Origin of the sequence: Flagellimonas zhangzhouensis, assembly GCF_900102925.1 — a bacterium.
Classification (GTDB): Bacteria; Bacteroidota; Bacteroidia; order Flavobacteriales; family Flavobacteriaceae; genus Flagellimonas; species Flagellimonas zhangzhouensis.
Map to the genome: position 1 here is coordinate 701,723 of NZ_FNKI01000002.1, position 26,677 is coordinate 728,399.

Annotated in this window: 22 protein-coding genes; 11 read left to right on the forward strand and 11 right to left on the reverse strand. The window is 39.9% G+C overall.

Annotated features, from left to right (window positions below; all coding sequences use genetic code 11):
- Positions 1-40: 40 nt before the first annotated feature.
- The 4 genes from BLQ18_RS10020 to BLQ18_RS10035 form a co-directional block, all read right to left on the reverse strand.
- The gene (locus BLQ18_RS10020; RefSeq protein WP_090294979.1) at positions 41-763 is read right to left on the reverse strand and encodes a head GIN domain-containing protein; all 723 of its coding nucleotides are present in this window, start codon (positions 761-763) and stop codon (positions 41-43) included.
- A 183-nt stretch (positions 764-946) separates the two neighbouring features.
- On the reverse strand, positions 947-2,674 hold the full coding sequence (locus BLQ18_RS10025; protein ID WP_090294981.1) for a PspC domain-containing protein: 1,728 nt from the start codon (positions 2,672-2,674) through the stop codon (positions 947-949).
- A gap of 9 nt (positions 2,675-2,683) precedes the next feature.
- Entirely contained in the window at positions 2,684-3,013 is a 330-nt protein-coding gene (locus BLQ18_RS10030) for a PadR family transcriptional regulator (protein ID WP_090294983.1), read from the reverse strand.
- A gap of 236 nt (positions 3,014-3,249) precedes the next feature.
- Entirely contained in the window at positions 3,250-3,732 is a 483-nt protein-coding gene (locus BLQ18_RS10035) for a DUF4870 domain-containing protein (RefSeq protein WP_090294986.1), read from the reverse strand.
- 167 nt (positions 3,733-3,899) lie between these two features.
- Here BLQ18_RS10035 and BLQ18_RS10040 point away from each other — a divergent pair, with 167 nt between their 5' ends.
- The 3 genes from BLQ18_RS10040 (at position 3,900) to BLQ18_RS10050 (ending at position 6,204) form a co-directional block, all read left to right on the forward strand.
- A complete protein-coding gene (locus BLQ18_RS10040; RefSeq protein ID WP_090294989.1) occupies positions 3,900-4,355 on the forward strand; it encodes a DUF4442 domain-containing protein in 456 nt (151 codons plus the stop codon).
- A gap of 117 nt (positions 4,356-4,472) precedes the next feature.
- A complete protein-coding gene (locus tag BLQ18_RS10045; RefSeq protein WP_090294993.1) occupies positions 4,473-5,273 on the forward strand; it encodes a TIGR00266 family protein in 801 nt (266 codons plus the stop codon).
- A gap of 277 nt (positions 5,274-5,550) precedes the next feature.
- Positions 5,551-6,204 carry a DUF2461 domain-containing protein gene (locus tag BLQ18_RS10050; protein WP_090294996.1) on the forward strand — a complete coding sequence of 218 codons (654 nt, stop codon included), beginning with the start codon at positions 5,551-5,553 and terminating at the stop codon, positions 6,202-6,204.
- Here the strand turns inward: BLQ18_RS10050 and BLQ18_RS10055 are convergent.
- On the reverse strand, positions 6,201-7,757 hold the full coding sequence (locus tag BLQ18_RS10055) for a M81 family metallopeptidase (protein WP_090297513.1): 1,557 nt from the start codon (positions 7,755-7,757) through the stop codon (positions 6,201-6,203). The genes BLQ18_RS10050 and BLQ18_RS10055 overlap by 4 nt on opposite strands.
- Positions 7,758-7,882: 125 nt before the next feature.
- Between BLQ18_RS10055 and BLQ18_RS10060 the strand changes: the two genes are divergently transcribed.
- On the forward strand, positions 7,883-8,473 hold the full coding sequence (locus BLQ18_RS10060) for an NUDIX domain-containing protein (protein WP_090294998.1): 591 nt from the start codon (positions 7,883-7,885) through the stop codon (positions 8,471-8,473).
- On the opposite strand, the gene BLQ18_RS10065 is transcribed toward BLQ18_RS10060, so the two are convergent.
- Positions 8,467-9,756 carry a D-alanyl-D-alanine carboxypeptidase/D-alanyl-D-alanine-endopeptidase gene (locus tag BLQ18_RS10065; RefSeq protein WP_090295001.1) on the reverse strand — a complete coding sequence of 430 codons (1,290 nt, stop codon included), beginning with the start codon at positions 9,754-9,756 and terminating at the stop codon, positions 8,467-8,469. The two genes, BLQ18_RS10060 and BLQ18_RS10065, sit on opposite strands and share 7 nt — an antisense overlap.
- 119 nt (positions 9,757-9,875) lie before the next feature.
- Between BLQ18_RS10065 and BLQ18_RS10070 the strand changes: the two genes are divergently transcribed.
- Positions 9,876-10,073, forward strand: coding sequence for a hypothetical protein (locus BLQ18_RS10070; RefSeq protein WP_090295004.1), 198 nt, complete (start codon positions 9,876-9,878; stop codon positions 10,071-10,073).
- Positions 10,074-10,101: 28 nt separating this feature from the next.
- On the opposite strand, the gene BLQ18_RS10075 is transcribed toward BLQ18_RS10070, so the two are convergent.
- On the reverse strand, positions 10,102-11,043 hold the full coding sequence (locus BLQ18_RS10075) for a LysR substrate-binding domain-containing protein (protein WP_090295007.1): 942 nt from the start codon (positions 11,041-11,043) through the stop codon (positions 10,102-10,104).
- A gap of 99 nt (positions 11,044-11,142) precedes the next feature.
- Here BLQ18_RS10075 and BLQ18_RS10080 point away from each other — a divergent pair, with 99 nt between their 5' ends.
- The 3 genes from BLQ18_RS10080 (at position 11,143) to BLQ18_RS10090 (ending at position 17,281) form a co-directional block, all read left to right on the forward strand.
- The gene (locus BLQ18_RS10080) at positions 11,143-13,050 is read left to right on the forward strand and encodes a sigma 54-interacting transcriptional regulator (protein ID WP_090295010.1); all 1,908 of its coding nucleotides are present in this window, start codon (positions 11,143-11,145) and stop codon (positions 13,048-13,050) included.
- Positions 13,051-13,226: 176 nt separating this feature from the next.
- On the forward strand, positions 13,227-13,778 hold the full coding sequence (locus BLQ18_RS10085; protein WP_090295013.1) for an OsmC family protein: 552 nt from the start codon (positions 13,227-13,229) through the stop codon (positions 13,776-13,778).
- An 80-nt stretch (positions 13,779-13,858) separates the two neighbouring features.
- Entirely contained in the window at positions 13,859-17,281 is a 3,423-nt protein-coding gene (locus tag BLQ18_RS10090) for a 4Fe-4S binding protein (protein ID WP_090295015.1), read from the forward strand.
- Here BLQ18_RS10090 and BLQ18_RS10095 read toward each other — a convergent pair.
- A complete protein-coding gene (locus tag BLQ18_RS10095) occupies positions 17,278-20,682 on the reverse strand; it encodes an ATP-binding protein (protein ID WP_090295018.1) in 3,405 nt (1,134 codons plus the stop codon). The two genes, BLQ18_RS10090 and BLQ18_RS10095, sit on opposite strands and share 4 nt — an antisense overlap.
- Positions 20,683-20,816: 134 nt before the next feature.
- Entirely contained in the window at positions 20,817-21,236 is a 420-nt protein-coding gene (locus BLQ18_RS10100; RefSeq protein WP_090295022.1) for a DUF2141 domain-containing protein, read from the reverse strand.
- A gap of 212 nt (positions 21,237-21,448) precedes the next feature.
- Between BLQ18_RS10100 and BLQ18_RS10105 the strand changes: the two genes are divergently transcribed.
- Positions 21,449-23,272, forward strand: coding sequence for a TonB-dependent receptor (locus BLQ18_RS10105; protein WP_313795025.1), 1,824 nt, complete (start codon positions 21,449-21,451; stop codon positions 23,270-23,272).
- A 78-nt stretch (positions 23,273-23,350) separates the two neighbouring features.
- Positions 23,351-23,611 (forward strand): hypothetical protein, encoded by a 261-nt coding sequence (locus BLQ18_RS17190; protein ID WP_313795026.1) that lies wholly within the window; start codon positions 23,351-23,353, stop codon positions 23,609-23,611.
- Between the two features lies 1 nt (position 23,612).
- Here BLQ18_RS17190 and BLQ18_RS10110 read toward each other — a convergent pair whose 3' ends face one another.
- Positions 23,613-24,035, reverse strand: a complete 423-nt coding sequence (locus tag BLQ18_RS10110; protein WP_090295024.1) for a DoxX family protein — start codon at positions 24,033-24,035, stop codon at positions 23,613-23,615.
- Between the two features lie 100 nt (positions 24,036-24,135).
- Positions 24,136-24,612 (reverse strand): GNAT family N-acetyltransferase, encoded by a 477-nt coding sequence (locus BLQ18_RS10115; protein WP_090295026.1) that lies wholly within the window; start codon positions 24,610-24,612, stop codon positions 24,136-24,138.
- Between the two features lie 273 nt (positions 24,613-24,885).
- Here BLQ18_RS10115 and BLQ18_RS10120 point away from each other — a divergent pair, with 273 nt between their 5' ends.
- Complete coding sequence (locus BLQ18_RS10120) at positions 24,886-26,676, forward strand: PorP/SprF family type IX secretion system membrane protein (RefSeq protein WP_090295029.1); 1,791 nt, start codon at positions 24,886-24,888, stop codon at positions 26,674-26,676.
- Position 26,677: the final 1 nt, after the last annotated feature.

Here is a 26,677-nt window from a genome sequence, read left to right on the forward strand (position 1 = left end):
GAAAATTCAGCAGGCCATTGCATATGTAAAGGGAATTGGATTAGTATTTACGAACGCTTCCTGAAACTGATTTTTTGGTTTGCACACTTGCATCACCAGAGTATTTAATATCAGCTCCACTGCTGGCATCGGCTACCAAGGATTCGGAAACATTTACCGAAATATCGGCTCCGCTACTAGCATCGGCGTTACATCTTTTTACCATCAAGTCTCTAGCTTTAATGTCGGAACCACTGCTGGCATCGGCATAAAGAACCTCGGCTTTGCCAGATACTTTAATGTCGGCTCCACTGCTACAATCGGCAGAAACCTCACCAGCTACAAGCTCTACTTGTAGGTCTGCACCGCTACTGGCGTCCAGTTCAATTCTGTCGGACTCTACCACATTTTGTGCGATAAGGTCCGCGCCGCTGGAGCTTTCCAATCCAGAAATTTCTGGAAGGGTCACATAAACATTCTTGGTGGCACGTCCGATGTTTTCAATGGCATGGATTTTCAATTTACCATCTCTAACATCCGTTCCAATAAGGTCGATGATGTTTTCGTCTGCTTCAACAGAAATTTTATATTCGGAACCTTGGGTCACAAATACGTCGATTCCTTCGGATGCGGAAACTACAGTGAAGTTTTCATCCACGTTTCGGGTCTCTTCTACGACCTCTCCGTTTCCTGTTTTGCCGTTCCCAAAATTCATGTCCATCATGCATGAGGAGGCAAATAAGGATAAAAGAACTGCGATGGCTAATCTTGCTAGTGTTGTCATGATTGTTGTTTTTTGATGCTCAGCTTTGCTGGGCGTTTGTTTTTGATTGATTTTGTTGTTTTTTGATTGATTTTGTTGTTTTTTGATTGATGCTGAACTTAAATTCAGTGTAAATGTCTAATTCTATTTTAGTTTTTGGTAGTAAAAGCGACCGAATTGATGAATTTCGTTACCCAATTGTACTTAGTCTTTTGCTTTTACTTTAATTCCGTCTTCATTGATTTTCATTTCAAAAGAATCGGTTTCGTCCTTAATGTCAATGTCGATACCATCTTCATTGATGATGATTTTGTTCTTACCGTGGGTATCTTCTTCATCCACATTTTCTGGACAATTTTGGCATTTTAACTCCCCATCCTGATCCATTTTCCACACATGTCCAATAATACTGCTACGGTAATAATCTTGGTCGTTACTGATGCCTCGTCCAATATGACCTCTGGTTGATTCTTCAAATCGAACCACAGTTCCCTCTGGAATGTGAATGGTTGTGGTCACTTCTTGATGTCTAGCTTTGTTGGAAACATCGGTGGTTAAATATTCATCCAAGATAATTTGGTTGCCAACAATCTCATATCCATATTCAATGTTCTTGGCTCTATCGCGAGCTGCCAAAGAAGAGCTTCCGTTGGCATCTTTACGAACGGTAATGTTCACCAAGCTGTCTTCCGACTTTCTCATTTTGATTTCAACTTCATCAGAAATCAAGATTCTTTTGTCGTTTTCATCATAGGTAAAGGTCATTCTACCAAAATGAACATCGTCTCTGCTATATAGGTAATCATTGTCGTTCATTTTAATAACCAAAGTATCTGTTGGATTTTGCAAAGCAATCTGCTCCTTTTCGTGGATGCTGCCCGTATTGGAAAACTCGGCTGCCTGACGGACTCCAAAGGCAATCAACAGTCCTACAGAAATCAGCCAGAGTCCCAATAAGGAGAATTTGGCAATGTTTCCAATAGATTTCAAGTTGGTCACCAATATCTTCAACCCTAAATAAAGCAGGAAGAAGAAAGGAATACCAACTGCGAAGAACAACAGTATGGAAACCAACCAAACAGGTGCTCCTGTGGTGTTCACAATTTCGTAAAAATCTACTCCAGGAAAATGTACGGCATCAAAAAGACCTACGGTGAACATTCCGAAGAACAATCCAACCAAGGTGGCCGCACCAATAATGATCAATAGTATGCCAATGAACTTACCGAATATCTTGAACAGGAACATGATGATATCCCCGATAGTATCAAAAAAGGTCTTGGAGCTGCTTTTGACCTTGTCGCCCACTTTATCGTAGTCAACACTTTTAACCTTGTCTGCAACATCATCAAACCCCTCTTTAACCTTGCGTTCTATATTGCTGATGTTGATAGGCTCTCCCCGCATGTCCAATTTTTGCGAGGTTGTTGTGGCTTCGGGCACCAAAATCCAAAGTAGGATATAGGCGATCAATCCAAAACCACTGGTGAATACGGCCAAGAGGATAAAGATCAATCGAATCCAAAGTGCGTCTATACCTAAATAATGTTCCAGTCCAGCACAAACACCACCGATATATTTGTGTTCGATATCTCGGTACAGTTTTTTACCTTTTGTTGTGCTACTTTGGGTATGTGATTTTTTGGGTTCGTCCTCAAAAATATCTTCATCTACCATATAATCTTCAGGCTGCCCCATTACATTGATCACTTGGTCAACTTCTTTATGGGTGATCACTTGGCGCTCGTTTTCCATTTTTTCAAGGAAGAGCTCTGCGATCCTGGCCTCTATATCGGCAATGATTTCATCGCTGCCCGCAGTACCTGCAAAGGACCGTTTTATGGACTCGAGGTACCGTCTCAGCTTGTTATACGCGTCGTCGTCTATGTGAAAGAGCGTATTGGCTAAATTTATATTTACTGTCTTGTTCATTTTTTGATTTTATATGGTGTTGGTTACCAGATTAACTGCATTTCTAAGTTCATCCCAAGTGCCGTTGAGTTCTTTTAAGAACAAACGGCCTGTTTCCGTCAACGCGTAGTATTTACGTGGAGGCCCAGAGGTGGATTCTTCCCAACGGTAGTTGAGCAATCCCGCATTCTTTAGCCTTGTGAGCAATGGGTATATGGTACCTTCCACTACTAGCATCTTTGCGTCTTTTAGGGCCTCAAGAATTTCAGAGGCATACTTGTCGTCATCCTTTAGGATGGACAAGATGCAGTACTCTAGAACCCCCTTGCGCATTTGTGCTTTTGTGTTTTCTATGTTCATAATTTCATGGTTCTAATTTTGCCGAACTAGGTTCGGAACTGATTTACTGTTCGTTTTTGATTCGCCTCCACTCCATTCCCCTGATTGGGCAGGGGAGTGGAAGCGGTTTTTTGATTGATGATGTTTGATTGATGCTTTTTCGTTTTTTGATTGATGTTTAAACTCCTGTTTTCTTGATTGATGATTGATGATTGATGATTGATGATGGTTGTGGAGGTGATGAAGCTCCTTATAGATTATTTGATGAATTTTATAGTAAAGGGATATTTAAAATATTCCCCTTCATTGGTTCTTATGGTGGCCAAAATGGTAAAAACAATGTTCACAATGGCCAATCCTACCTGAAATACTCCCGAAATACCTACGGGCCAGAACAAACGTCCAAATCTAAAGTCGTCACTGTCAATATGGATGTTTAGGTTGTTGATGTCGCTCAATCGGTGAACTCCAAACAAGTCCCAATCGAACAAATCGGGCCAAAACCCAATAAAAAAGGGAATAGTGATCAAGCCTGCGACAATGGAATACAGCAACATACTTATTTGAAAGTTCAATGCCTGCTTTCCATTATAATCCACAAAACCATGTTCCTTTTTATTAGCGGTCCACAAGATCAAGGGTAGTATAAAATTACCGAAGGGTATAAAATACTTCGAGAAGGTGGACGCGTGTATGATCGCGGATAAATTTCTTTCGTGTTTGGTTAATGTTGATTCCATTTTTGATTGCTGTTTTTTGATTGTAAAAGGGTTTACCTATTAGCTTACCATGCAAATATATATCCAAAAGATGGTACTATGCAAAACAAAGTACTATAAATTAACATAATATTAACAATTATATTGTGGTTCATTTTACCTATTTTTAAGCCAATTAAACAAACGATATGGCACTGACACCCAGTAAAATCAACACATTTACCTTTTTGAAGCTACCATCTGCCTGGTGGACAGGTATTCGATTGAAATATATTGATGATCAAAAGGCAATTACATCAGTGAAGCATCGCTGGGTGAATCAAAATCCATTTAAATCCATGTTTTGGGCGGTGCAAGGGATGGCAGCGGAACTAAGTACAGGTGCTTTGGTGATGAATGAAATCCAAAAAAGCGGCAAAAAAGTATCCATGCTCGTGGCGAACAACAAAGCTACCTTTACCAAAAAAGCAACGGGCAGGATCACTTTTACTTGTGAGGATGGGGAGCAAATTGCTGCTGCGATTCAAAAAACTGTAGAAACAGGAGAAGGACAAACCTGCTGGATGAAATCGGTAGGCGTGAATAAAGATGGGGTAGAGGTCTCTACTTTTCATTTTGAGTGGACGGTGAAAGTGAAGGGGTAATGGTTTTGGGTGAAGGGTGAAAGGTGAAAGGTGAAAGTTGCCCTGTATTCGGTTCAAGTGTAACAAAACCATAATTCTTTCTACCTATAATATGAAATCAAAAAACATCTAAAAAAAATGAACGCACACGAAATAGATTACCACATTTACGGCGAAGAAATGCAATATGTGGAAATAGAACTGGACCCACAAGAAGCTGTTGTTGCCGAGGCAGGCAGTTTTATGATGATGGATTCCGATATTAAAATGGATACCATTTTTGGGGACGGTTCCAACCAAGATACTGGAGTTTTGGGCAAATTGTTCTCTGCAGGTAAACGTTTGCTTACTGGGGAAAGTCTTTTTATGACCGCTTTCTTAAATATTGGTCATGGAAAAAAGCAAGTAAGCTTTGCTTCGCCTTATCCTGGTAAAATTGTTCCGATTGATCTTTCCGAAAAAGGAGGGAAGTTTATTTGTCAAAAAGATGCCTTTTTGTGTGCCGCCAAAGGAGTTGCTGTCGGAATTGAGTTTTCCAAACGATTGGGACGCGGTTTTTTTGGTGGTGAAGGTTTCATTATGCAAAAATTGGAAGGTGATGGAATGGCCTTTGTACATGCTGGAGGTACCATGGCGAAAAAAACCTTGGCACCTGGTGAGGTTTTGAAAGTAGATACAGGCTGTATCGTCGGATTTTCCCAAACCGTGGATTATAATATTGAGTTTATCGGTGGCATCCGAAATACTGTTTTTGGAGGTGAGGGACTTTTCTTTGCTACACTTCGTGGCCCAGGCACCGTTTATATTCAATCCTTACCATTTAGTAGATTGGCCAGTCGTGTTTGGGCCGCTGCACCTCGTGGTGGCGGAAAAGACAAAGGAGAAGGTAGTATCTTAGGCGGTCTTGGCGATTTGTTGGATGGGGATAATCGGTTTTAGTTTTCAGTAGTCAGTAGTCAGTGTTTAAATGTCATTTCGAGGCGGTGCCTGAGTGGAGTCGAAGGTAGAGTCGAGAAATCTCGCAACAATAATCAAAAAACAAATATCAGAGGTCAGAAATTAGTGTTTTGCTGTCATTTCGAGCGCAGTCGAGAAATCTTTTTGAAAAAGGTAAAGGGTTAAAGGTTGATGGTACAGGATAAAGTGGTCAGTACTCAGATATCTGAAATCTGATGTCTAAAATCTGGTTAATGAAAAATTCATTTCTTTTGCAGCTATGAATTTCAACGACCTATTCCAATTTCTGGAGGAACTTCAACAAAACAACAACAAAGAGTGGATGGATGCCAACCGAAAATGGTATAAATCCCTTCGTAATGATTTTATAGTTTGGTTGGATGATTTGGATATGACCGTGGGTCAACTCCAAGATGATTATTACCCAACCCCAGGTAAAAAAGGAATCAATCGCATCAACAACAATTTGATGTTCCACCCCAACAAACCTATTTATAAAGATCACTTTGGAGCAGGTTTGGACAAAGCGCCCAATTCCGCTGATTTTTATATTGAAATTGGTCTAAAACATTGTTTGTTGGCTGGAGGTCGCTGGCGACCTGATTCCAATACGCTTCGTAGCATCCGCGATGCCATCGATTACAATGGAGAGGAATTGCAAGCTATTCTCGATAAACCCTCCTTTAAAAAAATGTTTGGAGGATTGTATGAGGATGAAAAATTGAAATCATCACCCAAAGGGTTTTCCAATGATCATCCCCATATCGAATTGTTACGAAACAAGACTTTTGCTGTGGAACTGCAATTGAGCAAATCCGAAGTGCTTCAATCCGATTTTAAAGAAAGGATTGTTGAGGTCTATAAAGAAATGTTGCCTTTTCGCCAATACCTAAACCAAGCGGTGACTGTTTAATCCATTTCATCCGAAGCAGGAATCAACCTTGCCGAAAGGTCTGGGTGCTCCATGTCTTTGTCGTAAGGAAACATTGGTCTAATTATACGTTTATGGCCCAATCGTTCCAAATCTTGGTCAACACCACCAGGCGTCAATGCCATGATCCAATCACCACGCATATTGTACAACTCAGGAACCAAATACCCAATTTTAACCACGATGATGTCCGTTTCACTTGGGGTTAGTCCCAAATTGGTAAAATCTGATTTATTGTGGTACGGCTTTCTTTTCTTGGTCACAATCACACTGGCATTGTCCACCTGAACCACGACCTCGGTTTCGGCGTGCATGTCGCCATGTTTTATGGCGGTAATTTTTCCAGTGAGCATTAATGGAGGGGCATATCTATCGTCGATGGCTGCACCAACAGGGGCGCTTACTTCACCGCCAACTCCTACTTTAATGGCTTCTTCAATCAATTTTGGACCTGGTATGGAGGCATAAATCAACGTTTTGCCATTTTTGGCATGAAACTCATCTCTTTTTAATAGCTCTGTCAAAGTCCATGTGACATCCCCAGCACCACCAGCAGTCGGATTGTCGCCCATATCACTTAACATAAATGGCTTTTTATCACTTGCCAAGGCAAGTTTCAAAGCTTCCTCGTACGATTTTGTAGGCGCTACAAATTCAAATTCGTTGCGCACTTCCCAAAAACTTTCCGCCAATTTTTCGGCACCCTCTTTCACTTGTGTTTCATCATCCCCAGTAACAACAACGGCAGCATGATTTCTTGGTTCATCGGCCCAAGCATAACCAATCCAAATGGCGGCATCAATAACACCCTCTTGTTGTTCCACTTCAGGAACTTTGGCATACAAACTTTTTCCAGGTTCCACACGAGTACTAGTCTTTTCACCTGGTAAAAGAACGGGTACAGGTACCCAAGCTTTGTATTTGGGTTTGCCTTTTCCATTTTCAAGTCGGGCCACCAAGTTTTCAACGGCACGTTTTTTAGATTCCAAAGCATCTTCATGAGGAGCCATTCGATAACAAGTAATTAAATCAGAATGGTGTGCTAAACGTTTGGAAACATTGCCGTGCAAATCCATCGAAGTGGAAATAAGTACATCGGTCCCCACCACTTCACGAATTCTTTTAATGAGGTCCCCCTCAGGGTCATCTAATCCTACAACGCTCATAGCACCGTGAATATCAAAGAAAAGCCCGTCATAAGGCATGTTTTGTTCCAACATTTTCAAGGTTTTGCCCACTAAGGATTCATAGGCTTCACGAGTAACCGTTCCACCAGGCAACGATTTCCCCACTAAAGTGGGAACCCATTCAGCACGTTTGCGCAAAGAAGAATCCACATCCATAAATGGATATCTCGTAAATATAGAGTCTCCAATTCTTGGGTGAAAAGCTTCTTCGTGGGTAAGCGCTGGAGAAAAAGTACTGGATTCAATTCCCAGTCCTGCGATTGCAATTCTTGGAAGTTTAGTTTCGGTTTTTTCCTCACAGCTGATAAAAAGTGCCAAAAGTATTAGGGGGAGTAGAAGCTTACGCATGGTATTGGGTTTGGTTGGTTGAATAAATGCCCTAAATATCGTCATAATTGTAATGGTCTCAAAAAGGATTCAAGTTATTCGGGATTGATCTTTGAATTACCTTTATATTTAGTTCAAACTTCAATATGTTGAATAGTAACAGAATCAGAAATATGCAGCGAGAGCTGCTTTCCGACAATTGGTACAAACTTGAGAAAATAAGCTTTGAATATCTGCGTGATGATGGTGTGTGGGAAAAACAGGTAAGGGAAGCCTATGATCGTGGCAATGGAGCTGCAATTCTCCTTTATAATATTGAAAAGGGAAAAGTGGTACTCACCAAACAGTTTCGTATGCCCACCTATGTGAATGGTAACAAGGATGGAATGATGGTCGAAGTCTGTGCTGGACTCTTGGAAAAAGGCAATGCAGAACAGACCATAAAAATGGAAGTGGAAGAGGAGACTGGATACAAAATCGACAAGGTTGAAAAGGTATTCGAGGCCTATATGTCACCAGGTTCAGTTACCGAAGTGCTGTACTTTTTTATTGGAGCCTATGAAGATGCGATGAAAATAAGTGAAGGTGGAGGAGCAGATGACGAAACCGAAAATATTGAGGTTTTGGAATTGAATTTTGATGAAGCGATCAACATGATCAAGTCAGGCGAAATTAAAGATGCGAAGACCATTATGTTATTGCAATACGCTCAGGTACAAGGTATTTTCAATCAATAATTTTCATAGAGCCCTTTTAAGGTCTCGTACATATTTCGTCGGATTTCGATAGAAGGTACCCTAAAATGATTGTTCATAAAGCTAAATATGAGCAGTTTTCCAGATTTAGTTTTAATATATCCACTCAAATTATAATTGTTCCCGACCGAACCCGATTTGGCAAGTAAAAAGGGTTCCGTAGTGGCATCCTCCCAAGTTTCAACTGTACTGTCTGGTCCCCACATGGGAATAAGATTGAAAAGTCGTTCTTCAGGTACTTCGGCATATAATTTTTGGAGTATCTGCACGAAGGAGCGGGGCGTAAACAAATTATATCGGGAAAGTCCAGAGCCATCTACCCATCGGGGTTGTTGATCCAAATCGCCTAGGTGGTTATCCAACATGAAATTGATGGCTGTTTTTGTGCTCAAGGTATCTGAAAGGGTGGAAGAGGCGGTCAATAATAGTTGTTCAGCTAAAAAATTATCACTTTTCAACAGCATCCTTTTTAAGATAGAATCGGTTTCCATGCCAAACAATATTTGCTGCTCACCCGAGGGAAAATGGTCGGTCAAAGCAATGTCTTTGTCCAAAACTGAAGACAATAAGTGCTGCATTAAACTATCGCTTGTGATAAAAGGAACTTCTAAGGTATCTTTTTCCGTAGGGTCGATATAAAAATGGTTGCCTAACTCGTCCCTTTTAAAAGGTGCCTCCTTAATTTCTGTTTGATTTTTAAAGAAGGAAGGAGATACTTTTAATCCCAATGAATCGGAATTGGATATGGTGACCACATTTCCATAAAGGGGCAAAGTGGTTTTTTCAGGTGAAAAGTAGGTGTCATAATCTTCCCATGCCCATCCAGGGCCAAACCGATCTTCGTTATGGTTGTTTGTGTAGAGCGCAATAGTATTTTGATTCTTTAACCATTTGACGGCTGTACTGTCCATTAAATATGGATGTAGCCATGATGGGTCCCCCGTACCTTTAATAAAAAGGGTGTCATTTTGCACCACATAGATAAGTGTGGGGATGTTTTTGGGAAGCAATTTTATGGCCGAGTACAGGGTGACAATTTTAGTGTTACTGGCAGGAGTAAAATACTTATCGCCATTATGATTGAAAACTTCTTTTTCGGTTTTTGCATCGACAACCACAAGACCGTGAAAAGAGTTGTTCAAGCCTTCGCTGGTTAATCTGGAATTCAGTGTTTTCTTAGTGGAAACGCAGCTTGCAAGTAAAAAAAAGCAAGTAAACGAACTGAAAATCAGATTATTGTATTTTGGTTTATTTTTTTTATTCATTTAGGTTGTTCGTCGATTTTAACAACAATTTATTTAATTTTTCACAAGATTTTGATTCAATCAAACTGGTTTTTTCCTAATTTAGAACACAACCAATTTCCCAATTTAAATAAAACACTATGCCAAGAGCTATGTTAGATTACACCAAAACCATCTTGCAAAAGGTGAGTTTTGATGTTAAACTTTTCACGCGGGAACTTCAAAAAGCTATTAAAACGTTGTTGCCAAGTGAAGTTGAGGAACTTAAAATCTGGTTACATTTTTACATTTCAGATAAACCAGAATTACAACCTACATTATTAGTCTTAAAATCTTAAAAACCATGAGCCGCTTTTAGCGGCTCTTTTATTTTTTGGCCAAAGGGCTGATAATGTTCACATCCTGAAACGCGATGGCACCACGGACAATGCTAGAAATTACATCGCGCAAAGCATCCGTTATCTGTATTTTTAGTTCACTTTTATGGTAAATCAAGCTAATTTCCCGTGCTGGTGGTGGACTTTTAAAGGATTTTAGGTTTTTCCTTTTCGATTCTTCCAAATGCAAGGTGTTTAAATAAGGAAGCAAGGTCATTCCCATGCCTTCGTCTGATAAACTCACCAATGTCTCAAAAGAGCCACTTTCTATTTTAAACTGCTCTCCATTTATATTTTGGGTATTCTTACATAAGTTGATGACCCCTTCGCGAAAGCAATGTCCATCCTGTAGCAACAAAATGTCACTCACATCCAAGTGGCTAGTGCTCAATTCTTTTTCACCTCCCAATCGGTGATTTTCGGGTACATAACCCACAAAAGGTTCATAATATAAAGGTCGTTCCTTTATAAACTCAATTTCCAATGGTGTAGCTGCAATTCCAGCATCCAAATGACCATCCAAAATATTTTTAATCAGGGTATTTGTGGACTGTTCCTTTATAATAAGGTTCACCTTCGGGTACTTTTTAATAAAAGTGTTCAAGAACATGGGTAACAAAGTAGGCATTACTGTAGGAATGATACCCAAAGTGTAGTCACCACCAATAAAGCCTTTATCCTGATCCACAATATCCTTGATTCTATCCGCTTCGGCCACAATATTTTTGGCCTGTGCCACAATTTTTTTACCCACTTCCGTAATGGTGATGGGTTTTTTGCTTCGGTCAAAAATCAAAACATCCAATTCGTCTTCCAATTTTTGAACCTGCATACTCAAGGTAGGTTGAGTCACAAAACTTTTTTCAGCAGCAAGAGTGAAATTTTTATGCTCAGCCACTGCAAGTACGTATTGCAATTGGGTAATGGTCATTCTCGATAAGTTTAGGGAATAAAGGTATTAAAAACCATCGATTGAATCTATGATTCAAACCTGCTTTGTTTCTTTCATTCTCCATTCAATCGAAGTAAAATGAAGAACCTATCGGAGGGTTTTGGCGTCAAATCTTTATATTTAATTCATCAATCGCATACCATGTCCAATTCACAACTTCTTGACATCGTGAATTTTTTGCAAGAAATCCCTTTTTTTTCAGAAGTGGATAAGGTTTCTCTTTTACAGTTGTGTAAAGAATCTGAAGAGCAATTGTACGGAAACAATCACCGTATTATTGAAAAAGGGGAGATAGGAGATGGCATGTATGCTATTTTAAAAGGAAAAGTGAAGATTCATGATAAGGAGCATGAATTTGGCACCCTTTCCCAAGGGGAATGCTTTGGCGAGTATGCCTTACTTGATTCCAATCCGAGATCAGTTTCCGTAACCGCTTTGGAAGAAACACGGGTATTGAAGATTGCATCGTCCAATTTTAAACACCTGATTGAAACTGAACCTGGTTTTGTAACGGGTATTTTATCCGTTTTGATCAAACGAAACCGTGAACTGGATATTACCCAGGAAAAATTGGCTGCATCCAAAAAGGAAATCGAATTGACTCATGCCAAAATGAGTGGCTTGATTGATGGCGCTTTGGATGCGATTCTGATGTTCGATGCCAACTTTAGAGTGATTCTTGCCAATGGTTCGGCCAAGGATATTTTGGAAAACAAAGATGTGTTGCAGCGCAATGTACTGTACTTTTTTGATGATGAGGGAGGGGATTTGATTGAATCTTTGATTCAAGAGCATGGGAGTGCAACTAAAATGAGCCGTTATTTACCCAAACCTATAAAAGTAATTGGCTCTCAAGGTAAAGAAACAGTGAATGAGGGAACCTTGGGAAGTTATGGCTCGGGTGAGGATGCTTTTTACACCCTAATATTACGAAGTATTGATGATCGGTTGAAAGCGGCCCATCAAATCTCTTCATTGCAACATAAAACTGAATATTTACAGGAAGAAATAAAAGAACTCACCGACGATCATGGCATCATTGCCCAGCATGCATCCATGAAGAATGTACTGGATATGGTGCAACAAGTGGCACACACTACGGCCACAGTTTTGGTATATGGTGAAACAGGTACTGGAAAGGAATTGGTGGCACGTGCCATTCACCAAGCTAGCGACCGAAAAGATGGACCCTTAATTCGCGTGAACTGTGGCGCGATTCCTGCCAACCTTATCGAAAGTGAACTTTTCGGGCACGAAAAAGGAGCTTTTACAGGGGCAACAAGCAGCAGAAAAGGCCGCTTTTTATTGGCAGATAAGGGAACAATTTTCTTGGATGAGATAGGGGAGCTTCCGTTGGATCTTCAGCCAAAGCTTCTACGAGTGATCCAAGAAGGGGAGTTTGACCCTGTTGGAAGTTCCACTGCACAAAAAGTAGATGTACGAATCGTTGCTGCCACCCACCGTAATTTATTGGAGCTTTCTAGTGAGGGTAAATTCAGGGAGGATTTGTTTTATAGACTCAATGTGTTTCCTATTATAGTTCCGCCTTTGAGAAATCGTGGAAATGATGTGTGTTTGATTGCGGAAAGTATGGTGGAGCGTTTCAGCTTAAAAATGAACAGGCCTGTTCATCCATTAACTGCCAAGCAAAAGAAATTATTATTGAATTATCCCTGGCCTGGTAATGTTCGTGAGCTTCAAAATTTGGTTGAGCGCGCCGTAATTGTTTCCAAAGAGGGCGTTATTGATTGGGAAGAAATCATCCCACATACGCATACTTCCAAAGATACAACCGATGAAATTGAAGTAGATCATATTCTTACTTCTTACGAACTCAATCAATTGGAGCGTAATAATATTATAAAGGCGCTAAAAAAAACCCGTTGGAAAATTTCTGGTGAAAAAGGGGCTGCCGCACTTCTTGGCATGCCTCCGACCACACTTTCTTCAAAAATCAAGGCACTTGGCATAGCTAGGCCTGTCTAATCAACGATATTTCGTAAATAAAACATCGATATTTCGTTAATATACGAATATTCGTTAGCTATTTTGTATGGGATATTCATTGTAAGTAATTGACAATAAGGTCATTATATTTTTTGGCACGCCAAATGCATATACTCTGGCAAATTTTAATCAATTAATCTTAAAAACAAAAAACAATGATTACAACAGCAAACATTAAGAACGGAGTAAACGTAGATCAATTAGTAGGAACTATCAACGCAGTTCAAGAAAACCCATCTTTGGCAAACTTTGAGTTCAGAGCCAAAAACAACTGGATCGATGGTGGACATTGTGTAACCAGCATCAAAGATTATTACGGAGTAGGTGAAGAGCACCCATCCCGTGAAGGTGACTTCACTTTGGAGGCTGATCACGTAGAAGTGCTATTGGGAAAAGACCAAGCGCCTAACCCTGCAGAAATCGTATTGCACGCTTTGGGTTCTTGTTTAACTGGAGCTATGGCTTACCATGCTGCTGCCAACGGTATCGAAATCGAAGGAATGGAGTCTAGATTGACTGGTGATGTAGATCTTCACGGTTTTTTGGGTCTAGATCCAGAGGTAAGAAAGGGATTCAACGGAATCAACGTAAAGTTCAAAGTAAAGAGCGATGCTTCCGAGGACCAATTGAGAGCTTTGTCTCAATTCTCCCCTGTATTCGATATGTTGACCAAACCAACACCTGTAACCATCGAATTCGAAAAGTAATTCAAATCCAAAGGCCGCCTTGTTCTTAAAACACGAGGTGGCCTTTTTTATGTTTTATCACCACACACAAGTTTAATCCCATGAAAAATAAAGAGCACATCATTGTAAATGCCAACCAGGCAGTAGCTCATATCGCGTATATGACCAATGAGGTTTTTCCCATTTATCCCATCACACCAGCTTCGGAAATGGCAGAATTGGTGGAGGAATGGAGTGCTCACAATCAAAAAAATATTTTCGGTAATGTACCTACCACTTTTGAAATGCAAAGTGAGGCAGGTGTAGCAGGAGCTATGCACGGATCTCTTCAAACGGGGTCATTATCGAGCACATTTACGGCATCACAAGGGTTATTGTTGATGTTGCCCAATATGCACAAAATAGCTGGGGAGTTAACACCCAACGTGATTCATGTGGCTACCCGAGCTGTGGCATCCCATGCATTGTCTGTTTTTGGTGATCACAGCGATGTTATGTCGGCCCGAAATACGGGATATGCTTTTTTGGCATCCTCATCGGTTCAAGAAGCCATGGATTTTGCTTTGATTGCCCAAGCGGCAACCTTGGAATCCTGCGTGCCGTTTCTTCACTTTTTTGATGGATTTAGAACCTCCCATGAAGTTTCCAAAATTGAAAAAGTGGATATTGATGTGATAAAGTCCATGATGAAAGAAGATCTGGTTCAAGAACATCAAAACCGAGGATTAAATCCAAATAATCCACACATCAGTGGTACCTCGCAAGGTCCCGATGTGTTCTTTCAAAGCAGGGAAGCGGTAAACCCATACTACAACAATTGCCCATGGATTGTACAGCAAAAAATGGATGAATTTTACCATTTAACAGGTCGCGCCTACAAGGTGTTTGAATACGTTGGCCATCCAGAAGCAGAGCAGGTGTTCATTTCTATGGCATCTTCCACCCAAACCATTGAAGAAACGATCCAAGTATTAAATGCCAATGGTGAAAAAATAGGATTGGTTAAGGCTCGATTGTACCGACCTTTCAGTGCTGATATGCTGATTGAAAGTATTCCATCTACCTGTACCTCAATTGCAGTATTAGATCGTACAAAAGAGGCAGGTTCCAATGGGGAACCCTTATACTTGGATGTGGTGAATTCGGTCTTTCAGTCCACAAAGTTTAAAACATTACCCAAAGTTTTTGGGGGACGATATGGATTGGCTTCCAAAGAGTTTGATCCCTCTATGGTGAAAAGTATCGTGGAAAACCTAAAAAAGGGAACTTTAAAATCCCCGTTCACTGTTGGGATTCATGATGATGTAACGAATTTAAGTCTAGTTAAATCTGATTTTATTAAAAAGTTTGATCGGGTAGAGGCCCTGTTTTTTGAAACCAAATCCAGACAAACACAACAAAACTTTGATAGTTTCCTGAAATATGTTGGAGAAAGTGACGAACAATTTATTCAAGGATATATGGAGATTGATTATAAAAAATCAAATTCTAAAGCTGTTTCTAATTTACGTTTCGCTCAACAAGCCATTAATGCGCCTTATGTGATTTCTGATGCTGAATTTATTGGATTTGCAGATGTCACCTTGTTAAAAGAGGAAAGAAATCAAATAAGAGTGAAGCAAGGTGGAACTGTTTTGGTTCAATCCGAACTGGATTCAACTACATTTTGGAAAGAATTGCCTCAGACAACACAAAAAACATTGATTGAAAAGGAAGCCCAACTTTTTATTGTTGATTCCAATGAAAAGAGTATTCAAAATACCTTGCTACAGGATTGTTTTTTAGCACTTACACCAAAGTTTTATGATTTAATCCCTAATCAAGAGCTTTTAAATAAAATACAACGGGTAGAAATGTCTGATATGGCCGAGGCAAAAACCGAAATAGGTTTTGATGATGCCTTTTCCAAAACCTTGTTGGGTCAACTATTGGCCAATAAGGGCAATCAAGTTTCGGTAAGTCAATTGCCTGCAGATGGAGTTTATCCTACAGGAACTTCCATTTTTAATAAAAGAAAAGAGGAGGGTGTATTGCCTGTATGGGATGCCGATGCCTGTATTCAATGCGGTGCTTGTAGTATGGCTTGTCCTTCGGGAGCGCTTCGAATAAAAATGTATAATAAGGAGGTAAAAGAAGCTGCTCCATCTCAATGGAAAGATGTCGAAGCAAAAATTGGGCTTCCCAAAATGGATTTGAATTATTTATCCATTCAAATTAATCCAGATCAATGTACGGCTTGCGAAAACTGTGTGGATGCTTGTACGGATAATGCTTTGGAAATGAAGCCAAGGGAAGAGCATCATGCTACAAGTAAGGAAAATTGGAACTTTTTTGAGCAAATTCCAGAATTGGATAGAAGCTTAATCAATGTTCAAGATGTTGCCCAACAGCAACTACAAGAGCCATTGTTTAAATATCCTATGGGGGTTGATGGTTGTGCGGAAGCTCCGTATTTAAAGTTACTATCCCAATTGTATGGTGACCGTATGGTAGTGTCTAATGCTACGGGTGCTAGTTCTATTTTTGGAGGGGCATTGCCCACTACACCTTGGAGTAAGAATGAAAAAGGTCAAGGTCCCGCTTGGTCCAACTCATTGTTCGAAGATAATGCAGAATACGGTTTAGGTTTTCGACTTTCCATAGATCAGCAAGAAGAGGATGCAAGAACTTTGCTTCAAGATTTGGCTGATGTGGTTGGTTATGATTTGGTATGTGAAATTTTAAAGGCGGAACAGTCTTCAGAAACCGAAATTGCTTTGCAACGCAATCGCGTATCCCAATTGAAAGCGAAACTAAAACAAATTCATACTCCTGAAGCGAATAAACTATTTAAAATATCGGATAGTTTGGTAAAAAGTAACGTTTGGATTGTTGGTGGTGATGGCTGGGCCTATGATATTGGTTTTGGTGGACTGGATCACGTGTTGGCTTCTGGAAAAAACGTCAATATTTTGGTGTTGGACAATGAGGTGTATTCCAATACGGGAGGTCAAAAATCCAAGGCAACCCCTTTTGGGGCCAGAGCAAAGTTCGCTGCCAAAGGTCAACTAAAACATAAGAAAGATTTGGGGCAGTTGGCTATGCAATATCCAGATGTGTATGTGGCCTCGGTTGCGATGGGAGCTGATCAACAGCATACTTTAAGTGCTTTTTTGGAAGCGGAACAGCATGATGGACCTTCATTGATTATTGCCTATTGCCACAGTCCAGAACATGGAGTGGATATGAAACGCCCATCAAAATATCACAAAGCTGCGGTAAATTCAGGGCAATGGGTGTTGTATCGCAATAAACCAAATGTAAATGGGTTGGAAACCAATACTTTTATTTTGGATTCAAAACCACCAAGTATATCTCTTGAAGCTTATTTAAGTATGGAGGAGCGATTCGATACATTAATGCTTCACAATGCAACGGTACTTGGAGAGGCTCAGGAATTTGTGGATAAACGCTTTCAACATTATCAGAAGCTAGCATCGAACGGGATTCAGGAGCTGGTCATGCAATATTCAACTCAAAATTAAATAAGTACAGAGCCAGAAGTCCAATCCTCTGGCGGACCAAGAACAGCATATTTTTTTGCACGCTCATTAAAATAATGGGCTACAGTATCCCCAGGGTTTTTGTACAACACCCATTGGAAAGCGGTTGCTGCTTCATTAAATTGACTATCATAATATAAAGAAATGCCTTGATCGTAGTGAGATTTGGTTTCCAGCTTCAATGATATTTTTTGAATGGAATCTCCGTCGATACATTCATAAATCTCAATGGATTTTTGCTTGCCTTTTACACGTACCTTACCTAAAAATCTAAAATTAAAGTCGGTAGGATTTTGAATCTGGTTCAAGGTGTCGCCGCTGATAATGATATTGGATCCAAAGTGCTTGGTGACCCCTTCAACACGGGAAGCACAATTTACCGTATCAGAAATAACGGCAGGGTCATTTCTTTTGGTATCGCCAATAATCCCCATGATCAATGGGCCCGTATGCAAGCCAATGCCAATGGAAAGTGGTCGATATCCTTTTTCTTCCACGCGCCTTTTATTGTAAAGTGCCAATGCACGCTGCATTTCAATAGCGGCATCCAAACCTCCTTCTGGGGTATTGGGGAATAAGGCCATGATGCCATCACCCAAATATTGATTTACAAACCCATCGTTTTCTTTGATGATGGGCCCCATTCGACCCACGTAGGCATTTACAAACTTAAAGTTTTGATGCGGTGTCATGCTTTCGGATAGGGTAGTGTAATCCCGAATATCAGAAAACAAAACGGTAACTTCTTTTTCGGAAAAGTCACCCAATTGCACATCGGTAATAGATTCTTTTCCGATGGATTTCACAAACTCAGAGGGTACAAATCGGGAAGTGGCCCTATGAATAATGTTCAGGTTCAAGTGGGTTTTGATTCGACTTAAAAGTTCTCCTTTGGAAAATGGTTTGGTCAGATAATCGTTGGCACCTGCATTGAACCCGCTCACAAGATCGGAAACCGTGTTTTTGGCCGTCAATAGGATAACCGGTAGTTCGCTGGAGAGGTGTTTTTCCCTAATTTTTTCACAGACTTCATAGCCTGATGTTCCAGGCATCATCACATCAAGAAGCACCAGATTAATTGGTGTTCCTTCGGCTATAATTTTAAGAGCTTCTTTGCCAGAACCAGCATCAATAATTTGATAACCCGCCATGCGGAGGTGATTTTCCAAAACACGTCGGTTTACAGGTTCATCATCCACTATTAAAATGGTAGGCGTATCTTGAGATGAATTGGATTCTGCGAATGCATTTAAGGATTCAGTTTCGTCGTAATCCTGAACTGTATTTACAATTTCTGGCTTGTCAACAGTTTGTACTTCGAAATCTTCACGTTTGGTCTTGCTCAATGGTAAGGTGAAGGTGAAAATGGAACCTTTTCCTTTTTCAGAGTCAACAGTAATGGTTCCGCCATGAAGCTCCACTAATTTTTTGGTGACCGAAAGCCCAAGGCCTGTTCCACCATATTCCCGTTCTGTTGAACCATCAACTTGCTCAAAGGAATCAAAAATACTACCTATTTTATCTTCTGGAATGCCAATTCCTGTATCAGAAATGGAAATGGCCAACATGTCTTTTTTTACTACTGCATGCAGCGAGATGACACCTTTTTCGGTGAATTTTATCGCATTTCCGATAAGGTTGTGCATTATCTGTTGCAATCGGTTTTCATCGGCTTCAATTAAGGGGATGTCCTTGGGAATGGAATTGATCAGTTTTAATTTTTTGTCCTGAATCAAAGGACGGGAAAGTCGTAAAACAATATTTGAAATGGCATATATATCAACAGGTTTTAGGGAAAGGTTGAGGTCTTTGTTTTTAAGCTTGGAAAAATCCAGAATATCGTTCACCAAATGGGAAAGTCGCTTCCCACTATTGATGATCATTTCTAAGTTTTGAATCGCAGATTTGGACATTTTTCCTGCCACTCCGTCTTTTAATCCTTCGCTCAAACCAATAATGCCAACCAAAGGGGTACGCAATTCGTGGGAAGTGTTGGCCAAAAACTCATCTTTAAGTTTATCTATTTTTTCAAGTTCCAGCACCCGTTGTTTTTCAATTTCGGTACGTTTTTTTTCTGCTTCAATGGCTCGCTTTTTCTCATCCAAGACTTGTTTCTCCTTCTGTTTTTGTTTGAATCGCCTAAAGGAGAACAAAAAAGCTATCATGGTACCCAGTGCGATTGCAATGATGAAGTTTCGTAATGTCTTTTGTCTTTCGAGTTTTAAATCGTTGATTTCTACATCTTTTTGCAGGGAAGCAATGTCATTTTGTTGTCTTTCGGTGTCGTAACGAACCTGAAGCTCTTCAATCTGCTTGGATTTAGCCACGTTGAAGAGACTGTCTTTTAAGGTAATGGCTATGTTTTTATAAGCCAAAGCTTGCTCAAATTCACCAGAGGCCTCATGGATTTTTGAAAGCAATTCATAATTTTCCTGCAGCTCCTTTTTAGCACCAATTTCATGCGTAATGGCAATAGCTTTTTCGACATTTTCCTTTGCCAGCGGATAGTTTTTCATTTCCAAATAAATCAATGCAATTTGATTATAGCTCAAAGACAACTCCCGCTTCATATCCAATTTTGCTCGTAATTCCAGAGCTCTTTGGTGATATTCCAAGGATTGGAAATAGCTTTTTTGACCACTAAATACTTTGCCCAAGGCTTCATAATCAAAAGCCTTGCCCCAATCACTGTCCATTTCCTCATCCAACTGTAAAGCACGGAAAAAGTAGGAACGGGCTTCAATGTAATTCTGTTGTTGCAGATAAGTATCCCCGATATTATACAAGCAATTGGCAATTTCAATTTTATCGTCCAATTCCGTGAAAATCTCAAGCGCACTTTGATAATTCTCCATGGCCTCGTCCATCTTGCCTGTTTTTTTAAGGATTTCTCCTATGGCATTTTGGGTGGTGGCAATACTGAAAGGGTCATTATGTTCCTGATATATTTTTAAAATATCATAGTAGATTTCCAAGCCTTTTTCAATTTCACCTTGGTTATCCAGAATTAAAGCTTTTTGATATAAACCATTGGCCACGGAAAATGGTTTGTTTATTTGCCTAGAATAATCTAGAAACTTCTCAATATACTCCAAGGCAGCGTCGTAATTTCCTTTTTGCCTTTCAAGTACGCCATATTGGTAATTAGCGATTGAGGTACCCCAAGGCATTTTTTTGTCCTTGCTAATCGTGTAAAAACTGTCTATGTATTTCTTGGCCGTTTCAAGATCCCCCCGATTGTTCAGGTATTCCCAAGAAATATTTTTTAAAACACCTATTCTAGCGGAATCGGAATCAACCTCTTTAAGTTGGTTTTGTAAGGAGTCAAGGCGCGAGGTTTGTGCAAACGTAAAAACACTCCACGTTAAAAAAAGAATGGACAATATTTGGCCAACTTGTTTGATAGTTTGCTATTTAGGGTTGATTGTCAGTTAATTAAATGTAGTGTTTAAAACTATAGCTACCAAAAAAAGCCCCGACTTTGGTCAGGGCTTTAAAGGTTGTTTTTAAGGTTGTATTAGAATCGAATGTTCAATTCGATGTCTTCGTTACCAACTTCAAATTTTGCGCTTCCAAAGTTTGGTGGGCCCAATGACATATCGTTGCCAGACATACCGTAGCTTTCTGCGGGCATTCCGTTCGATTGATAATCCATTCTGTTGTTGCTGTTCTCATCGTGCAGGGTTAAAATGGCGTAGGAACCAGGAGCTACGTTGGTAAAGGTCAAAACCACTTTTCCATTTTCAATGGTGCTTTCCAAATTTTGAATTCCAGGACCAGCCATAAAGGTATCTTGGGTGTGCAATCCTGCTACAACCTTTCCTTCGTTGCTGTTAATGTTGTCGATGGTCACTTTAATATTGACCCCTTTAGTTTCTTGAGCCATTGAAATGATGCTCACAAAGAATAAACTTAATGCTAGTGTTACAGTTTTCATACTTGTTGTTTTGATGTTTTTGATGCTTCAAATGTCTGAAGCTGAACTATTTTTTAAAAGTTCAATGCGCTGAAGTGTCGAATATTTGGAGTGAATTGTAAAGCGGTAAATCCCGTTTCAATTCAGTTTGAAAAAACTACAATTGGGTATTTCCTTTTGGCTTGGCTGTGTTTGTTGGGGCAATTTTGACCTATCAATCAAAACAAACAGTCATGAAAAACGTATTTACATTCTTCTTATTCATCTTGGGTTCAAGTTTTGTATTCGCCCAACAAACCATAACAGGAACCGTTACCGATGCCAAAAACAACCCCATTGAAGGGGCCAATATTTATTTGGAAGGTACTTACGATGGTGCTTCTTCCGATAGCGAAGGTCATTTTACTTTTGAAACAGAAGAAACGGGAACACAAACCTTGATTGTTTCCATGTTGTCTTTTGACCCGCACTACGAGTTGGGTGAGGTTTCTTATTTCAAGGATTTAAAAATCAAACTAACGGAAGCCATCAACTCCTTAACAGGGGTCACCTTGACCGCAGGAACCTTTGAAGCAGGGGACAATTCTAAAGTTTCGGTATTAAAACCGCTGGATATAGTAACCACTGCAGGAGCAACAGGGGATTTTGTGGCCGCTTTGCAAACCTTGCCTGGAACTTCCACAGTAAATGAAGACGGGCGATTGTTTGTACGAGGGGGAACTGCGGAAGAAACCCAAGTATTTATTGACGGACTTCGCGTATTTCAACCTTTTAATGCCACTGCGAACAATATGCCTATCCGCGGACGATTTTCTCCTTTCCTTTTTAAAGGAATTTCGTTCAGTACAGGAGGATATTCCGCCGAATACGGGCAAGCTTTGTCCAGCGTGTTGTTGCTGAACACCATTGATGAGCCTGATCAAGAGAAAACAGAAATATCCGTAATGTCCGTTGGTGGAGGTTTGGGCCATACCGAGATTTGGGGCAATCAATCCTTGAGCATCAACACCTCCTATTTGAATTTGGCACCATATGAAGCTTTGCTTCCGAGTACCCAAGGTGTGCGATGGAACAGTCCATATGAATCTATTTCAGGAGAAGCTGTTTTTAGAAGCAAGGGTGAAAAGAGTATGTTTAAATTGTACACAGGTTTCAATCATTCCAATTTGGATATTGAACAAGAGGATATCAATTTTGAGGATTATGTTCGTTTTCAGTTGAAGAACAATAATTTGTATTTCAATGCATCCTATAAACACTATTTTGAGAACGATTGGAGCCTTACTTCAGGTGCTTCCATTGCTTGGGACACAAATGACATCCATATTGAATCTGATAAGGTTGATGCCAAAGAAACTGCTTCCCACCTTAAGGTGAAAGCTAGAAAAAACTTTAGCAGCCGTTTTGATTTAAGTTTTGGAGCGGAATATTTTAATACGGATTACGATGAAACCTATACCGATTTTGAAGCAAATGATTTTGAAAGTGGCTATTCGGAAGGTCTTGCTGCTCTATTTGCCGAATCGGATATTTTCTTGAGCAACCGTTTTGCTCTTAAATTGGGAGTTAGGGGAGAGCAAAACTATTTGTTGGATGCCTTTAAGGTATCACCAAGGGTTTCATTGGCCTACAAACCAAAAGAAAATGGGCAGTTCTCATTTGCTTACGGCGATTTTTACCAACGTCCATTGGGGCAGGTGGTAAAATTTGACAAAGACCTTCAAATGGAGAAAGCCAGTCATTACATTCTTAACTATCAACACATCAACAACGGCAGAACTTTTAGGGCCGAGGCCTATTTTAAGGATTACGACCAACTTGTAAAGTTTGATACGGAACAACCTCAGTTCAACTCCATGTACAACAATTCAGGGGATGGATATGCCAAGGGACTGGATATGTTTTGGAGAGATAACAAGAGTGTGAGCAATTTGGATTATTGGATATCGTATTCATATTTGGACACCAAAAGGGATTACCGCAATTTTAACGAGCGTGCCACGCCCAACTTTGCGGCACAACATAACTTATCTGTTGTTACCAAATATTGGGTGTAAAAACTACGGTCTCAAATCGGTTTTTCATATTCCTACGGTTCTGGAAGACCATACGATAATCCAAATACAGCCGAATTTATGGCCGAGAAAACAAAGTCGTACAATAATTTGAGTTTCAATTGGGCCTTTTTAATCGACCAACAGAAAATCTTGTATTTCTCCGTGAACAATTTATTGAGCATAAATAATATCAGCAATTACCAATATGCCGACACCCCCAATATGGATGGGGTTTTTGATAGAAGGGCGATTACACCTCCCGCGGATAGCTTTTTCTTTGTTGGCTTTTTCTGGACAATCAGCACCGATAAAAAGAGCAATCAATTGGACAACCTATAGGTTATTGCTGCATTTTAAGGTAATAATCCGCTGAATGTTTACCAGATCCATACACTACAAAAAATAGGCACAACAATAAAATGAATGCGGCCACTACCAAGTTGGTCGTATTCATTGTGCCCAAGAAATTGGTAAGTACGGCACCAAACAGAATAGGAAGTTGTGCAATAGCTGCCCAACGTGTCAATAACCCTGCAACAATTAACACCCCTCCAACAAAATGAGCAGGTGCGATGTAATGTAAAATGATCATACCTCCTGGGAGGTCTTGGAATGGGCGAGCCATTTCTGCCATTAGTTGGTAATTCGACATCACTTCAATCCCTTTGATGAACAAAAAAGTTCCGAGGGCGACACGAATCAAATCAATAAATAAATAGGTGTGGGCGTTGGCCCATTTGTTTAGTTTTTTTACTGAATCCATGACTTATATCTTTTTTATGTACACTATAAGGTACTCATATTTAAAGATATAATGTGTTTTTGATAGGTTAAATGTGATGGATCCTTTTTAAAGGTAAGTACTATTTGCTTAACAAAAGTTCCATTTTAATGTCACTTCTGGCATATGGAGATTTGATGCCAAAAACTTCTTGAAACCCTAATTTTTTGTACAATGAAATGGCAGGAGCCAAAACGCGGTTACTTTCCAGAAAAATAGCAGTCGCTCCCATTTCTTTTGCCTTTTCAATAATGTGTTGGCCCAATAATTTTCCAATGCCCTTGCCCTGAGCTTTGGGAGAAACGCCCATTTTCACCAACTCAAGATCATAACCCTCGTATGAACAGGGGACAAGAGCACAAACACCTACGGGTTCATAGTTCAAAAGGGCCACGGCAATGTACCCACCTTTATCCAAAATGTATTCCTTGGGATGGTCCAAAGATTTATAATCCATTTCCTCCATCACAAAGTATTTGGTGATCCATTCTTCATTGAGCGTCTTAAAAGCAGTAGCATAAGTATCGGAATAGGGGAGAATGGTGATTTCTTGCGTCATAAATGAGTTAACTAGCCTTTTCGCTTCAAAATTAGCATCTTATCATCAACTAATTCATGAACTGAAAACTATTTTTTGTCAATTGAAATTGAATATCCGTCAATCGTGTTGGTAGTTCAACGAATAAATTCGCTGATGACCGATAAAATATTTAATATTACCGTATATATTAGTCCTAAAACTCTTACAAGTCCCAAATCTTGCTAATGAGACCAAATAACCAAATACCATCTGGCCCTGCCAGAAAAGTGAACCTACAAATCCCATTCGGCTATGGAGATAAAACTACCCCCGCTTTTATATCTATCCCCTCATCTCCCAGTTAGGCAATATGTTATTGCCTTGTTTACTCTAGTTCTACTGAGCAATTCCCTTAATGCACAGGAGGGCAATCCCTATGTGAGTTACGATGTCCCATTCCAAAATTTGTTGAAATTCAATAGGTTTTTGATCAACCCCACCTTTTCTGCTGTACGAGAAGATAAATCGTATATCAATTTGTTCCACAGAAGTCAAAGTGCAGACTTTGAAAACAATGCCCAAAACTACTTTTTAAGTTATAGTGGTCGAATAAATGATATGGTCGGCCTTGGTTTTAGTTTGTACAACCAACAAGAAGGTGTCATCTCCAATTTGGGAGTGATGGCCAATTATTCCCATGGTATCCGATTGGGAAAGGAAAGCAGTTTGACTTTTGGTGTCAACATTCCGTATTATGTGAGCAATTATGATGCAAGCAGGTCTACGGCATTGCAACAGGATGATCCGTTATTGAGTGATACACCTGAAAGCTCCATTATTTCCCTGCAACCTGGTATCAATTTGAGTTTGGGTAAGTTCGATGTAGGTGTTTTTGCCCAAAATTTGGTGGACTACAATATAAAATCTGGTAAGTCGCTCACCACTTTAGATCAGAAAACTTTTTCAGGACATTTACAGTACACCCATACCTTGGAAAATGGTCGAGGTATTTTTGAAGATGGTAGGTTAATGCCCTTGGCAAGAGCTCGTTTCAATGGTGCAGAGGACCCCATTTTTGGTGGAGGAGTTATTTTGGACCTACCAAAGCTAGGTTGGGTTCAAGGAGGGTACGACCAATTTTATGGCGTTTCTGCAGGTACTGGTTTTAATTTGAATAGAAGGTTGTCCTTTGGCTACAATTTTGAAAAAAATATCAGCAACAGCATTGCCAATCTTGGGGTGACCCATGAGATTTCAATTTCGTATTCCTTTGTGCCCAACATGTCCAAAAACGTTTTTATTGCTGAAGATGGAGAAGAAAAATTGAAAAGTAAATCAGCATCGGAAACTTCAGTGGCATCCACGGATGGCGAAACCGATAAAAACGGGAAGTCGGATGCTGAGAGTGTTGCTTCCGCATCTCTCAATGCAGATGAAAGAGCCTATTTGGAAGGTCGTATTTCACAATTACAGCAGGAGCAAGAAGATAGTTATGCCGTAATTGACGAATTGTTATTTCGAATGGATTCCTTGGAACAAAGTAGGGAAGAGGATATGGAAAAACGATTTGAAATGGTGATGCGTTTGGTACAACGAAACAATGGCGACCAAATTCCAGATATTGAAGAGAATGCACAAAAATTGTATTTGGCTGATAAAGAGGATTTGGATTCTGTTTACAATTCTGTACAATTAAGATATAGTGTTGCCGAACAGTTAAATTCCAAAACGGCTCCCAAACACAAGGATTTAAAAACAAAAGGAACTTATCGAGGTGGAGCCTACAAGCCTATCGAGAAGTTTATTAGCTTAAATGGAGTGGGACAAGGGCATTACATCGTGGCCAATGTGTTTAAAAATGAAACCTACCTAAAAAACTTTATGGAGGATTTAAAAAGCAAGGGGTTACAGGCCCAGTACTTTAAAAACCCAGAGAATGGATTAAATTATGTGTACTTGGCCAAATACGATGAAGATGATGCGGCCTATGATGCCTATAAATCCCAAATGAAAGGAAAATATACCGACAAGCTTTGGATCATGCATGTGGAAAATCCCAGATATTCCAATTGGGCCGATACCATTTTTCAGGATATCGAATAGC